Here is a 12215-nt window from a genome sequence, read left to right on the forward strand (position 1 = left end):
CAACCGTCTCTCACAGTTTCACACAGAAAAGTGTCGTGAACTCCCTCCCATGGAGTGCTATCTCACGCCAATGCAAAAATCTTTCGCCCTTCTGGCCCTGTTGCTCTCAGGCTCGATCGCCACCGCAGATGCCCCGACGATCACCAAGGTCGAGGCCTCACGCGCGGGCATGGGCTGGCGCTTTGATGTGACCTTGGCGCACCCCGACACAGGCTGGGACCATTTCGCAGACGGCTGGGAACTCCTCGATGACGCCAGCAACAGGATCGCCTATCGCGCGTTGATGCACCCCCATGTCGAAGAACAACCCTTCACCCGCTCTTTGCGCAATGTGATGCTGCCCGACGGTATGCGCAAAATCTGGGTCCGCGCCCATTGCTCAAAATCGGGTTGGAGCGCGCCAGCCGTCGAAGTCTCCCTTCCCCACTAGCCCCGCGCCAAGGCGTCCTGTCTCAAAGCCGCCTTGGCTTTTTCTTTCCAGAAATATCCTGGGGGGTCTGGGGGGCAAAGCCCCCCAGCATGGGTCGGATTTCGCAAAGCGAAATTCGAACCCCCTCACATCCCAAGCTCTGCCAAAATCTCCGCGCCATCCGCCCCGCGCAGAGGCGGCAGCTGTGGCGTCCAGTCTTCGTCTCCCGCAAACCGTGGCGCAGGGGCCGCTTGCAACACCCCGTCGACCTCCCGCCAAGCCTTCCGGGACGCGTTCATCTCATGTCCCACAGCCTCATCTGGCGATAAGACAGGCGCCACGCAAGCATCCGATCCCAGAAACAGCTTGGCCCAGTGGTCGCGCTCTTTGGTCTTGAAAACGCTCGCCAACCGCGTTGTCAAATCAGGCCAAAGCGCTTTGTCGTATTGACTTTGAAAGGCATCCTCCTCCGCAAGCCCCATAAGGTCGAGAAACACAGCATAAAACTGCGGTTCAAGGCTCTGTATTGAAATATACCCACCACACGCGCATTCATAAGTGCGGCTCCAATGCGGCCCGTCCAGAAGCCCTGTGCCGCGCGCCTCGGGCATTCCCCCGCTCTGGCGCAGCGCCATCAACAGGTTCATCATATGCGCCGAGCCGTCATAAATCGCCGCGTCAACGACCGTGCCCTGACCTGACATCTTAGCCTGCAAAAGCCCTGCCAACACGCCGCTCACAAGATACATCGCGCCGCCCCCGATATCTCCGACAAGCGTCGCAGGTGTCATAGGAGCCTGTTTTGGCGCGCTGCCATACCAAAGCGCGCCCGACATAGCGATATAATTGAGATCATGCCCTGCCGCATGGGCCAAAACTCCGCTCTGCCCCCACCCCGTCATCCGCCCGAATACAAGTGTCGGGTTCACTGCGTGGCAAGCCTCAGGCCCAAGCCCGAGCCGCTCCATGACACCGGGGCGAAACCCCTCAATCAGCGCATCTGCCCGCGCAACCAGCTTCATAAACACAGCTGTATCCGCCGCATTTTTCAGGTTCAGCTCAATCGAGCGCTTGCCACGATCAAGCAAGGAGCGCTCGGGCATTCCAGGTGCTGGCTTGCCACCCTTGCGATGCACCACAATGACATCCGCGCCCATATCCGCCAGAAGCATTCCCGCAAATGGCGCAGGGCCTAGCCCTTCAACTTCAACAATCCGCACACCCGCCAATACGCCCATCACAAGCCTCCGTTACCCTGTCACAAGTCTAGCGCCTGCCGCGCAAAAGAAAACCGCCGCCTCATCTCTGGGGCGGCGGTTTGCAAGTGTGTGCACTGATCAGAAATTCAGCGAGATATCACGATGGACCGAGCTGCAAGATGACATGAACAGAGCCGCCTCACGGCTCAGCCCGTCCTGACTGCGCAAGCCAAGCGTGCTGCGAATGCTTTCAAGATAGGCTTCAAGCTCTGGTTTCAGGCTCTCGGCATTCGCCCGCCAGATTTTTTGAGCCTCAAACTCGGCCACAGCATCGTCAAACTCCGAAAGTGCTTTCTCACGGTCAAACCGCTTAATCGCAAGGGCGCGGCGCGCCTTACCAAGAGCTGATTTCACATCGCCTGCGCCGTCCACATCAGAGAACTTGTCTTCCAAGGCCTTCACAGTGTCTTCGCCAGCCTCATCCGTTTCAGCAACCGTCTCGATAAAGCCACGCAGGGCGCGCAACTCATCTTCAAGTGCGCCAAAAGCCGCGTTCGCTTTCAATGTTGCCAAGGCTTCGCTCGCGGTTTCCCAAGCGTTGTCTGCGTTGCGCTGATAGGTCGAGCGCGCCCGCTGCTCCGTGGTTGTGAGCTTGGCAAACTCGTCGTGCACAGGCTCCCATGTGTCGGGAATTTCGCCCTTAAGCACCTCGACCTCCGCAAGCATTTCCTCTCGCTTGGCCTCAAGCCGTGCGCGGCGCTTGGCCTGATCTTCGCTCTTCATGCGTCCTGTTGTGACACGAATATCTTCCGCTTCTTCTTCAAGCTTTCGGATTTCCTTTTCAACCTTACGCACCAAAATCTGCTTTGGCCGATACACCACAGCCGCCTCGTCGATCAGCACTTCTGTGTCAAAAGCGGTCTGCAATTGCACAAAGGCTTCAGGCGCCGAGGCAAAGCCAGCCGCGAGATCTTTGGCCAAGCTCTTCGGAAGAGCGGAAAGGTCAATGCCTTGCGCACGTGCAATGGCTTGATCAAGGGCTGCACCATTGGCCGCCACTTGCTCGCCGACATATTCCTCAAGGCAATACTGCATCTTCGGATTGCGCGGGGGCGGTGCGTTGTCTGAAAGAAAGGACACGCGGTTCGGCAAGTAGTTTACCAGCGGCGGATAAAGCCCCACCACGCCAAGCGCCAAGAGCTGCAGGCTGATGAACGCAATGACGCCCTTATACATCTGCATTGTTTTGACAGTGGCAGGCGCAACCCCGCGCAAATAAAACAGCGCAAATCCGAACGGCGGGGTGAGGAAGCTGGTCTGGATGTTCAGCCCGATCATAACGCCAAGCCATACAGCCGTGATATTCGCGCTCGGATCAGCCAACAGGATCGGCGCCACAATCGGCACAACGACAACGGCAATCTCGATAAAGTCGAGGAAGAAACCGAGGATGAAAATCACCAACATCACGATGAGGAATTGCGTCCAGAACCCGCCAGGCAGCGAGTTGAGGAACTCACGCACAAGCTCTTCCCCGCCAAAGGCGCGGAACGCAGAGGTCAGCATCGCCGCCCCAAGCAGAATGATGAAGACAAGCGAGGTGGTCTTCGCCGTTTCCATCATCACGCCGTCAAGCGTGCCATCCGTGCGAAACACCCGCCAGCCGCTCCATGCGACAGCGACGACCATCATCAGCGACGCAATAATCCCGAGCGTGATACCAAGCTGGTCTTGCGCCGTATCAATCGACTTGATGTTCATCTCGTAGTTGCCAAGCACATAGGCCAGCATAAACAAAGCCACCAAGCCAAGGATCGCCGGGACAAACGTCAGCTTCTTGTTGTCCCCCTCATAGAGGCGATACCCGGCCATAACCATGGCACCCGCCGCGCCAATCGCGCCCGCTTGGTTCACGGTGGCAACCCCTGTGATGATCGAGCCAAGCACAAGGAAAATCAACGTCAGAGGCGGAATAAGCGTCAAAGCAACAGTGCCCCAGAAGGCACGGTCAAACGAGCCTTCCACCTTGACCGCAGGGGCCGCAGAGGGCTTCAGAAACGCATAGACCAGAATATAGACCATATAGATCAAAACAAGCAGGATACCCGGCACAAACGCCCCAAGGAACATCTCGCCCGCCGAAGTCGAGGAGACATCAAAATTGGATGGCATCGAGAGTTCGCCTGTGGAAGCCTTGTGAAGTGCTTTACGCGCTGTGCTCGCTTGGTCAGTTGCGCTCGCAAGCTGGTCTGCAAGAATGATCAAAACAATCGAGGGCGGAATGATCTGCCCCAATGTGCCAGAGGCCGCAATCGTGCCTGTGGCAAGCGAAGGAGAATAGTTGTTGCGCAACATCGCAGGCAAGCTGATCAGGCCCATAGCCACAACCGTCGCGCCCACAATACCCGTTGTCGCCGCCAGAAGCGCGCCCACGAAAACAACCGAAATGCCAAGGCCGCCCGGCACAGGGCCGAAAAGCTGCGCCATAGTCACAAGCAAGTCTTCCGCAATCTTTGAGCGCTGAAGCATAATGCCCATAAAGATAAACAGCGGAATCGCAATCAGCGTATCTCGCTCAACCTCCCAGAAAACACCCCTGAGGTTTGTCACCCCCGCTGAGAGCCACTGCTGCGGCCCGCCGGTGTGGAAATAGGCAGTCGCATCACCCGAAAACACCAGCCCCGCAAGGCCTGCAAGAGAGATGGTGATGATGGCTGAGCCGGGCAGCGCGAAAGCAACAGGAAACCCCGAGCCAAGCGCGGCAGCCATCGTGATCAGCAATACGGCGAGAAAGAATAATTCCATGGTGTCGCTCCTCAGTGGCCGGTGGGTGTGACGAGGCGGTGCCCCGGCTCGTCGCGCTTGTCAGCCACGGATTCAAGAAAATAGCTCACAAACTGGATGAGCATTGTAATGGCGAAAATGCCCAGAAAGGCCGCCATCTGATATTTGATATACATACCCGTCGGGCCGGACTGCGTGATCTCAAGGTTCATCACAGGCGAGTTGATAATCGAGGTCTTGCTGCCAAGACCAATGATGATAATCACCCACGCCGTCGACATCCCCAAAATGATCGAGCCCCAAGCGTTTACAAAACCTTTCTTGGTCTTGCCAAAGCCCGCATAGAGCACGTCGACACGCACGTGCCCGTCTTCAAACAGGGTGTAAGCACTGGCAAAGAGGAAAAGTCCCGCATACCAGTAGCGCACAAGGTCGCCCATCAAGGCTTGCTCGTAAGAAAATACAAATCGCGAAATCACGATGCCGAGCATCGCCGCCACGATCAAAAGCGCCAACCAGTGAAAGCCGACGCCGCGATGCCAAAAGGCAATCAGCGCACCAACGATCATAAGTGGAACGTGAACCATTGGCCCAAGGAACTGCGAGCGGCCCATATTGATGACCATTTCGTCACTCAAAATGCCATTGAAGAACCCTTCAACCCGCGCAATCCCGATTCCTGCGTCGGCAAAGCCCGTCAGAACGATAATCCAGAAACAAGCCCGAATGACATAGGCGTTGAACCCGTGGATTTTCATAGCGTCCCAGCGCAGCGCCGTGTCAGGCGAGCGCAGCACATAGCCAATGCCTGCGCCAACGCCAAGAAGCGTAATCAGAAGCGGGATCCACATCAATGGCCCCGCGCTTCCGTCAAATACATCTGCAAGATTGGGGAACCCCCAGCCAATATTAAGGATGTTGATCACAAGGAAGGCCGCCAAAAAGCCAAGCATCCCCCAAGCAAAGGAGCGCGGAAGAAGCGCTGGTGCTCCCCCAGTGCGCGATAAATCTGCTGCAAAAGCCATAAGGTTGTCTGCCTCCCCAAAACGGTGCCTGCCTCAAGAGCTTTCTGCCCGAAGCACGGCGAGCCGTGAATACTGTGGTGCTAGTATGCAGAGCGGGGCCAAAAGGCCCCGCTCCAGTGTCGCTTGCGCTGACTTAGATGATGTCCAGAACGCGGTTGCGCTGGTTGATGAACGTGCCTTCGAAGTTGGCCATAAACGTGCCATACTCCACCAGCTTGGCTTGGAAGCTGTCATCAATACGGGCCGCAAGATCAGAGTGCGCGCGCGTGTCCGCAAACACTTCCGCAGCCGCTTCGCCCATTGCATCCCAGATGTCGTCGTTGAACGCACGGACTTGCACGCCGTGGTCGTTGACGAGCTTGGACAGGAACTCACCGTTTTTCGCGATGGCTTCTTCGTGTGAGGCCGCGTGCTCTTCGTTACACGCCGCTTCGATAACAGCTTGCTCATACTCGCTGAGACCGTCCCAGAAGTCTTTGTTCATGCCGAACGCAAGACCGCCGCCTGGCTCGTGCATACCGCCAGTGTAGTAATACTTGGCGGCTTCATAGAACTTCATGAAGTAATCGTTGTATGGACCAACCCACTCTGTCGCTTCGATTGAACCTGATACGAGGTTTTCATAGATCTGGCTGCCCGGAAGCGAAACAGTCGATGAGCCCATTTTGGTCAGAACCTGCCCGCCAAGACCTGGCATACGCATTTTCAGACCTTTAAAGTCGTCTGGGCTTTCCATCTCTTTGTTGAACCAACCGCCAGCTTGCGTGCCTGTTGAACCACAAGCAAGCGCTTTCAAGCCGTAGCTGCCTGACAACTCGTCCCAAAGCTCTTGGCCGCCACCGAATTTGATCCAGGCATTCCACTCAGGTGTGCTCATGCCAAACGGAACAGACGTGAAATAAGCGAAGCCAGGGTGCTTGCCTGTCCAGTAATAGTCCGCACCGATGTAGGCTTGGCTGTTACCTGAAGAGACTTCGTCAAATGAGTCAAACGCGCCAACGCGCTCGCCAGCGGCAAAATATTCAACGTTGAATGCGCCGTCGCCAAGCTCGGCAATGCGCGCAGCAAGACGCTGGGCAGACGTGCCCAAACCCGGGAAGTCCCGCGGCCATGTTGATACGATTGTAAGCTGCTTGCCACCTTGGGCAATAGCTGGCGCGGCCAGAGCCGTTGCTCCGGCGCCAATAGCAGCACCTTTCAGAAATTTACGACGATCCATATTCATCCTCCACGTTCGATATGGTTATGTTTGTTGAACAGTACCGATCTGAGCCGGTTCCCCTCCATACGCAATTACTAAGCAAGTCAGCCTAGATTACAACGAAAATTTCATCTGATTGGTAACATTAGTTTACCAAAATGTCGCGCCCCAAGCCGAAAGCTTCTAATTAAAGGGCCATCGCGTCACAATTGGTAAAGCTATGTGTTAAAGGCACTTTTTGACGCTGCGGAACCCGCACAACCCCATAGCGAATCACTTTGCTGCTGGGGTGACAGACACTGTCACAGTGGCCCAAGCGAGCTGTTCCGCCGTTTCCACAGCGCAGGGCCGCACCGCGCGCAAGCGCTTGAGCGCCATATCTGGAGCCTCACCCGCCTCGATCATCAGCCTCAGCGCCGCCATGCCAGAACGACCGCAGCCGCCCTTGCAATGCACAATAACACGGCCACCCCCCCTCAGTGCCGCCCGCGCCATTTCGCTCACCTCTCCCCAACGGGAAAGCGCCTCAGCCGCAGGGGTGCCATAATCCACCACAGGCAAATGCGCCCAACGACAGCCCAGCGCCTGCACCTCAAAGCCGAACTGCCCCGCGCCAATATCTTCAAGCTCGGCCTCCGTCACCATGGTCAAAACAAGGCTGGGCTTGAACTCCCCAAACAGGGCCAAATCCCCCTTCAGATCGCCTCCGCGTCCGGGCAGTGAGGCAATCGCCAAAGTCCCCTCGCCGACAGAAAGGGCCGCAATTTCTAAATCTGCCATGTCAGGACCACACCGCGCCACGGCTTGCGCGGCCTCGACAACGCCTGTCTTTTGCGTCGCGTCTTTTCCGCTTCTGCCAAAATCGCATTCCAAAGCCCCCAACGCGTCCTGCTCAATACAGACTGACGCATTTGCGCCGCCCTGCCAAGCTTCGCCTTCCGTTGCCTCGATTTCCAAGACAAACGCTAGACCTTACGCCCCCGCGCCGCTACCTTGGCCCAGCTTCTTATCTGACAAGGCACACCATGAGCGATACTCCACAGACAGGCTATCAGGTTCTCGCACGCAAATACCGCCCCGAGACGTTTGTTGATCTCGTCGGCCAAGAGGCCATGGTGCGCACGCTCAAAAACGCTTTTGCCGCGGATCGCATCGCACAGGCCTTCATCATGACAGGCATCCGCGGAACAGGCAAAACCACAACCGCCCGCATCATCGCCAAAGGCATGAACTGCATCGGCCCCGACGGCACAGGCACGCCCACAACCGAGCCTTGCGGCGTCTGCGAGCATTGCACCGCCATCATGGAAGGCCGCCATGTCGACGTAATGGAAATGGACGCCGCCTCCCGCACAGGCGTCAATGACATACGCGAAATCATCGACTCTGTCGCCTATCGCGCCGCCTCTGCGCGCTACAAGATTTATATCATTGACGAGGTGCATATGCTCAGCACCTCAGCCTTCAACGCGCTCCTGAAGACGCTGGAAGAGCCGCCCGCCCATGTGAAATTCATCTTCGCCACAACCGAAATCCGCAAAGTCCCCGTGACCGTGCTCTCGCGCTGCCAGCGCTTTGATCTGCGTCGGATCGAGCCGGAAGATATGATCGCAATGCTGCGTCGTATCGCCGACAGCGAACAAGCCGCCATTGCCGATGACGCCCTCGCCCTGATCACCCGCGCCGCCGAAGGCTCGGCGCGCGATGCCACCTCCCTTCTCGATCAGGCCATCAGCCACGGCGCAGGCGAAACAACCGCCGATCAGGTCCGCGCCATGCTTGGCCTTGCAGATCGGGGTCGCGTCATGGACCTGTTCGAGATGGTCATGAAAGGCGACGCAGCAGGCGCTTTGACAGAGCTTTCCGCACAATATGCCGATGGCGCCGATCCACTCGCTGTTCTGCGCGACCTCGCCGAGCTGACCCATTGGGTCAGTGTGGTCAAAATCACGCCAGACGCCGCCAATGATCCGACAATCGGCCCCGACGAGCGCGCGCGTGGCCAAGGCTACGCCGAGGGCCTCTCGCTGCGCGTCCTTGCCCGTATGTGGCAAATGTTGCTCAAGTCGCTCGAAGAGGTCGCCCACGCGCCCAACACAATGATGGCCGCCGAAATGGCGATCATCCGCATGACCCATGTGGCCGATCTGCCCACGCCCGACGAGCTGGTCAAAAAGCTCGCCGATAGCACACCGCCCCCCAGCAGCCCTTCAAGCGGCCCGCCCACAGGCGGCGGCGGTGGTGGCGGTGGCGGTGCTGGCCTCAGCCAGGGCGCGCAAGCCGTGGCGCGCGCAAGCGCGGGCGGCACAAGCTCCGCTGGCGGCGCAACGGCTCTGGCGCAAGACCCGCTCGAAGCCCTGTCGCGCTATCCGACGTTTGACCACGTCGTCGAGCTGATCCGCGCCAACCGCGACGGCAAACTCTTGATGGATGTCGAAGCAGGCGTGCGCCTCGTCGCCTATCAGCCTGGCCGGATCACATTCGAGCCAAGCCCCAAAGCGCCGTCCGATCTAGCCAACCGCCTCGGCCAACGCCTGCAAGGCTGGACAGGCAACCGCTGGGCCATCACGCTGGTGAACGAAGACGGCGCCGAAACCATTGAAGAGCGCCGCACCGCAGGCGAACGCGCCCGCGAAGCCGAAGCCCGCGCCCACCCACTCGTATCGGCCGTGTTTGACGCCTTTCCAACAGCCAAAATCCTGAGCATCCGCAGCGAAGCCGATATCGCCGCCGAAGCCCAAAGCGAAGCCCTGCCAGAAGTGGAAGACGAATGGGACCCTTTCGAAGAAGACTGAGCCTCACGCTCCTCATGACCTTCATGGCCGCCAGCCCCGCGCTGGCCGACGTTTGCGTCAAGGAACGCCCCGATTGGGACGGCGTCCCTGCCACGATCGAAAGCGAAGCGCTCGCGCTCTTCCTGTCGCCCGTCGGACTGTTTCTGCTCGGCGCACTCGCCGTCGCCGTGCTCTTCCGCCACGCCATGGGCACAGCCCTCGTCGCATTGCTCTGGTCGTTCTTTATCTCCTTCATCGTCTGGCCCGACCCGACAGGCCTGCGCAGCGCACGCCTCTCGGAAGGCTGCGAAGCCCCGCCCACGCTCTTTATCGTCGCCTCCGCCGCGCTCTGCCTTGCGGCTGTCCTCTATGCCCACCGTGGCGAAAAAAGGCTCTGATCCATGCAAACGTCTCCACTTCACCCTGACTTCGGCCTAACCGTTCACGATGTCGATCTGCGCGACGTCACAGCCGACCACCTCTTCCCCGAGATCCGCCACGCCTTTGAAGAGCACTCCGCCCTGCTCTTCCCCGCCCAAAAGATGGATGACGCAACCCATATCCGCCTCGCCAAGCTTTTCGGCCCGCTGGAAAACCGCGAAGCCATGGCCGCAGGCCGCGATGTCGCCTTTGAGGTCTCCGCCGTCTCAAACGAAACCGCCTCAGGCGTCACAGATGCACTGGATCTGCACACGCTCAACCTGCAAGCCAATATGCTCTGGCATACAGATAGCACATTCCTGCCCACGCCTGCGCTCATCAACATTCTCACAGCCCGCGTGCTGCCCCCCTCTGGCGGCGGCAACACCGAGCTTGCCAGCACGCGCACAGGCTGGGCTTCCATGCCCGCCGCACTCAAGGCAAAGCTGCAAGACTCGGTGATCTGGCATCGCCTCTCCCACTCCCGCGCGCGCATCTCGCCAGAGCTGGCCCGCCTCCCCGAAATGAACAAATGGCCCGACCGCCCCTGGCGCGCAATCTGGCCCAATCCCGTAACAGGCGAAGAGAGCCTCTTCATCGCCTCCCACAGCTTTGCGATCGAAGGCCTCGGCCTTGCCGAGGGCCAAGAGGTGATCGACGCCGCCATTGCCCATTGCACCCGCCCCGAAGCGGTCTATTCCCATTCATGGGCCGTCGGCGATGTCCTCCTCTGGGACGAACGCGCCGTGCTTCACCGTGGCCAGCCATGGGACTATTCCGAGCCGCGCACCCTCAAATCGATCTGCTGTTCCGTGACAGAAGCCGACGGCCTCGCAAGTGTCCGCCTTGTCTGAGACACGCGACCAGTTCTTCGTCGAAGCCCACCTCGTGCTCGCGCGCGAGGGCAAGCTCCTCATGCTCCTGCGCCAGAATACAGGCTATATGGATGGCCACTGGGGCCTCGTCGCGGGCCACGTCGACGCTGGCGAAACCTTCCGCGAAGCCATGGCGCGTGAAGCCTTTGAAGAGGCCGGCCTCCGCCTCGCGCCAGATCAGCTTCACCTCGCCCATATCATGCACCGCAACTCCGACAGCGAGCGCGTCTCGCTCTTCTTCACAACCGATGCCGCCACAGGCGCGCCCCAAAACAGGGAGCCCGACAAATGCGCCGCCCTGCTCTGGCAGCCGCGCACCGCCCTCCCCGAAACCACAATCCCCTACATCCGCGCCGCCCTTGGCTACATCGCCGAGGGCCGCCACTATTCAGAATTCGGCTGGTAGCTTGCCCCGCCGCGCAATGCCGCCTATCTAAAGACAACAGTGACCCTCAAGGAGACAGAGATGCTTAAAGGACTTGGCCAGCTCGGCGATATGGCGGGCATGATGAAAAAAGCGCAATCCATGCAAAAACAGATGGAAGAGCTGCAAGACGACCTCCACAACCTCATGGTCACAGGCCAGAGCGGTGCAGGCCTCGTCACAGCGACCTGCTCGGCCAAAGGCGAGCTCAAGGGCCTCGATATCGACCCGTCGATTTTCAACCCTGAGGAAAAAGAAGTCGTCGAAGACCTGATCCTCGCCGCCATCAAAGACGCGCAAGCCAAAGCCAGCGAAAAAGCGCAGCAAGAAATGGCCCGCATCACAGAAAGCCTCGGCCTGCCCAAAGACATGAAACTGCCGTTCTAAATCCGCCGCGCCCTTCCTCTTTCCAGAAATATCCCGGGGGGTGCGGGGGGCTGGCCCCCCGCCGCTCCGCCGGCCAAAGAAAGCCCCAATGAGCAACGCCACCAAAGACATCGACGCGCTCATCGAGCTGATGGCAAAGCTGCCTGGCCTTGGCCCGCGCTCTGCCCGCCGCGCCGTGCTTCATCTTATCCGCAAGCGGGCGCTTCTGCTCATGCCACTGGCCGATATGATGCACGCCGTGGCCGTCACCGCCCGCGAATGTCTGCGCTGCGGCAATATCGGCACCACCGACATCTGTGACATCTGCACCGCGCCAAAACGCGCCACAGGCGAAATTTGCGTGGTCGAAGATGTGGCCGATCTCTGGGCCATGGAGCGCTCGGGCGTCTTCAAGGGCCGCTATCATGTGCTCGGCGGCACGCTCTCCGCACTCGACAGTGTCGGCCCCGAAGACCTGCGCATCCCCCAGCTCGTCACACGGCTTGAGAGCGAAAACATCACAGAGGTGATCCTCGCCGTCGGCGCAACGATTGATGGCCAGACCACAGCCCATTACATCGCCGATCAGCTTCAGGGCCGCGTGCGCCTTACCTCCCTCGCCCAAGGCGTGCCCATCGGCGGCGAGCTGGACTACCTCGACGACGGCACAATCACAGCCGCCCTCAACGCGCGCAAGGAAATGTAATCTCGGGTCAGCGCGCCGCCTGCCCCACCCCG

Annotated in this window: 12 protein-coding genes; 7 read left to right on the forward strand and 5 right to left on the reverse strand. The window is 59.3% G+C overall.

The features are described from left to right. Positions 1-49: 49 nt before the first annotated feature. Positions 50-430 carry a hypothetical protein gene (locus tag ACTF58_RS05075; protein WP_438990882.1) on the forward strand — a complete coding sequence of 127 codons (381 nt, stop codon included), beginning with the start codon at positions 50-52 and terminating at the stop codon, positions 428-430. 125 nt (positions 431-555) lie between these two features. Here ACTF58_RS05075 and ACTF58_RS05080 read toward each other — a convergent pair whose 3' ends face one another. The 5 genes from ACTF58_RS05080 to ACTF58_RS05100 form a co-directional block, all read right to left on the reverse strand. Further along, positions 556-1647, reverse strand: coding sequence for a CaiB/BaiF CoA transferase family protein (locus ACTF58_RS05080; RefSeq protein WP_438990883.1), 1092 nt, complete (start codon positions 1645-1647; stop codon positions 556-558). A 99-nt stretch (positions 1648-1746) separates the two neighbouring features. Beyond that, on the reverse strand, positions 1747-4413 hold the full coding sequence (locus ACTF58_RS05085) for a TRAP transporter large permease subunit (protein WP_438990884.1): 2667 nt from the start codon (positions 4411-4413) through the stop codon (positions 1747-1749). Positions 4414-4424: 11 nt separating this feature from the next. Then, positions 4425-5417, reverse strand: coding sequence for a TRAP transporter small permease subunit (locus ACTF58_RS05090; RefSeq protein WP_438990885.1), 993 nt, complete (start codon positions 5415-5417; stop codon positions 4425-4427). Between the two features lie 133 nt (positions 5418-5550). Further along, a complete protein-coding gene (locus tag ACTF58_RS05095; RefSeq protein WP_438990886.1) occupies positions 5551-6636 on the reverse strand; it encodes a TRAP transporter substrate-binding protein in 1086 nt (361 codons plus the stop codon). A 255-nt stretch (positions 6637-6891) separates the two neighbouring features. Further along, entirely contained in the window at positions 6892-7575 is a 684-nt protein-coding gene (locus ACTF58_RS05100; RefSeq protein WP_438990887.1) for a phosphatase domain-containing putative toxin, read from the reverse strand. A gap of 68 nt (positions 7576-7643) precedes the next feature. Here ACTF58_RS05100 and ACTF58_RS05105 point away from each other — a divergent pair, with 68 nt between their 5' ends. The 6 genes from ACTF58_RS05105 to recR all read left to right on the forward strand — a co-directional run bounded on the left by ACTF58_RS05105 (position 7644) and on the right by recR (position 12183). Further along, positions 7644-9413: a DNA polymerase III subunit gamma/tau gene (locus ACTF58_RS05105; RefSeq protein ID WP_438990888.1), complete on the forward strand. Its 1770-nt coding sequence runs from the start codon at positions 7644-7646 to the stop codon at positions 9411-9413. Beyond that, positions 9389-9790: a hypothetical protein gene (locus tag ACTF58_RS05110; protein WP_438990889.1), complete on the forward strand. Its 402-nt coding sequence runs from the start codon at positions 9389-9391 to the stop codon at positions 9788-9790. The genes ACTF58_RS05105 and ACTF58_RS05110 overlap by 25 nt, the downstream gene beginning before the upstream one ends. A gap of 3 nt (positions 9791-9793) precedes the next feature. Continuing rightward, complete coding sequence (locus ACTF58_RS05115) at positions 9794-10666, forward strand: TauD/TfdA dioxygenase family protein (protein WP_438990890.1); 873 nt, start codon at positions 9794-9796, stop codon at positions 10664-10666. Beyond that, positions 10659-11093 carry an NUDIX hydrolase gene (locus ACTF58_RS05120; protein ID WP_438990891.1) on the forward strand — a complete coding sequence of 145 codons (435 nt, stop codon included), beginning with the start codon at positions 10659-10661 and terminating at the stop codon, positions 11091-11093. The genes ACTF58_RS05115 and ACTF58_RS05120 overlap by 8 nt, the downstream gene beginning before the upstream one ends. 60 nt (positions 11094-11153) lie before the next feature. After that, on the forward strand, positions 11154-11498 hold the full coding sequence (locus ACTF58_RS05125; protein WP_438990892.1) for a YbaB/EbfC family nucleoid-associated protein: 345 nt from the start codon (positions 11154-11156) through the stop codon (positions 11496-11498). Positions 11499-11586: 88 nt separating this feature from the next. Then, positions 11587-12183 carry a recombination mediator RecR gene (gene recR / locus ACTF58_RS05130; protein ID WP_438990893.1) on the forward strand — a complete coding sequence of 199 codons (597 nt, stop codon included), beginning with the start codon at positions 11587-11589 and terminating at the stop codon, positions 12181-12183. Positions 12184-12215 lie beyond the last annotated feature (32 nt).

It is taken from the genome of Lentibacter sp., from assembly GCF_965657785.1.
Classification (GTDB): Bacteria; Pseudomonadota; Alphaproteobacteria; order Rhodobacterales; family Rhodobacteraceae; genus Lentibacter.

What these genes read in the sequence shown, in the direction of transcription:
- ACTF58_RS05075 (WP_438990882.1), top strand. Translation starts at nt 50, where the DNA reads ATGGAGTGCTATCTCACGCCAATGCAAAAATCTTTCGCCCTTCTGGCC.
- ACTF58_RS05090 (WP_438990885.1), bottom strand. Translation starts at nt 5,417, where the DNA reads ATGGCTTTTGCAGCAGATTTATCGCGCACTGGGGGAGCACCAGCGCTT.
- ACTF58_RS05080 (WP_438990883.1), bottom strand. Translation starts at nt 1,647, where the DNA reads ATGGGCGTATTGGCGGGTGTGCGGATTGTTGAAGTTGAAGGGCTAGGC.
- ACTF58_RS05125 (WP_438990892.1), top strand. Translation starts at nt 11,154, where the DNA reads ATGCTTAAAGGACTTGGCCAGCTCGGCGATATGGCGGGCATGATGAAA.
- recR (WP_438990893.1), top strand. Translation starts at nt 11,587, where the DNA reads ATGAGCAACGCCACCAAAGACATCGACGCGCTCATCGAGCTGATGGCA.
- ACTF58_RS05095 (WP_438990886.1), bottom strand. Translation starts at nt 6,636, where the DNA reads ATGGATCGTCGTAAATTTCTGAAAGGTGCTGCTATTGGCGCCGGAGCA.
- ACTF58_RS05110 (WP_438990889.1), top strand. Translation starts at nt 9,389, where the DNA reads ATGGGACCCTTTCGAAGAAGACTGAGCCTCACGCTCCTCATGACCTTC.
- ACTF58_RS05085 (WP_438990884.1), bottom strand. Translation starts at nt 4,413, where the DNA reads ATGGAATTATTCTTTCTCGCCGTATTGCTGATCACGATGGCTGCCGCG.
- ACTF58_RS05115 (WP_438990890.1), top strand. Translation starts at nt 9,794, where the DNA reads ATGCAAACGTCTCCACTTCACCCTGACTTCGGCCTAACCGTTCACGAT.
- ACTF58_RS05105 (WP_438990888.1), top strand. Translation starts at nt 7,644, where the DNA reads ATGAGCGATACTCCACAGACAGGCTATCAGGTTCTCGCACGCAAATAC.